This is a genomic window from Oleiphilus sp. HI0079 (assembly GCF_001635105.1).
In genome coordinates this window covers 1-1,130 of record NZ_LWFT01000797.1, presented here as the reverse complement: position 1 = coordinate 1,130, position 1,130 = coordinate 1, and the positions used below count along the sequence as shown (strand labels likewise).

1 protein-coding gene is annotated in these 1,130 nt (G+C 48.4%); it reads left to right on the top strand.

The genetic code is table 11. From position 1 onward, the window contains the following. A partial coding sequence (locus tag A3750_RS14930) for a DUF1631 family protein (RefSeq protein WP_156498613.1) occupies positions 1 to 1,130 on the top strand: 1,130 nt, incomplete at both ends.

Below are 1,130 nucleotides of genomic sequence, written 5' to 3'. Positions count from 1 at the left end.
ATAAACCTACCCATAAGGTTTCAAAGAGTGCGCAATCCGGTTCTGCGGACAAGTCTCAGCAACCTGAACAAGATGTTTCGCCGAATGGTGCGCGCAATGAGAGCGATGGCGTTGGCTTTGATTTGAACGTGCTTCGTCAACTGCTCCACCCGCAAGGGCAGCCAATGACAAATGGCGCAACGTCCGCAGCGGGTATGCCGAATCTTAAAGTCATACCTCATCAAGATATTTTAAATACGCTGTCATTGTTTCAGAGTAATGGCCATGAAGCCGTTGCTAACTTCATTACGCCAAATCAGTCTATCGATTTTCAGGCATTGCTCGCGGCGCGTTTAGGTGGTTCAGAGCAAGGCAAGGTGTGTAATGATGTCGATGCTGATGTTATCAACCTGATTTCGATGTTGTTTGAGTTCATTCTTGAGGACAGGCAGCTTCAGGCTGAGATGAAGGCAATAATCTCTCGCTTGCAAATNCCACTTCTCAAAGTAGCACTGATCGATAAAACCTTCTTCAGTAAGGGTGGACACCCCGCACGTAAACTACTCAACGAGATTGCATCGTCTGCGATTGGCTGGACTTCGCCAAGAAGTGGTCGAAGAGATCGTTACAAGGAAAAGCTCGAGAGTATTGTCGAGCAAGTAACAGACGGTTTTGACGATAACGTAACAATGTTTCAGGAGCTACTAGAAGACTTCAATCAATTTGTTGATGTTGAGCGCCGCAGGGGGTTGCTGGTTGAACAGCGTACAAGAGACTCCGAGAAAGGCAAAGCGGCAGCCGTTGAAGCGCGTCTGGCAACGCAGGAGGTTATTAACAAAGCGATTGACGGGCGCGCTGTTCCTGATCTGGGAATGGAGTTATTGAAAGACGCCTGGAGCAATGTATTAGTGTTTAAATATTTGCGCGAAGGCGCAGACAGTCAAGCGTGGCATGAGGCGGTAGACGTTGTGACTCAGCTTGTTTGGTCGCTTTGCCCAGATCCCAAGGAGCCAGAGGCACGTGCAAAATTATTGCAGCTGATTCCTAATTTGGTAGCCAAAGTGCGGGCTGGATTTCAAGACGTGGCGCTGGATGAAACGTTGGCGAAACGATTGCTCGACAAGTTAGAAGATCAGCACGTGCTTTCTTTG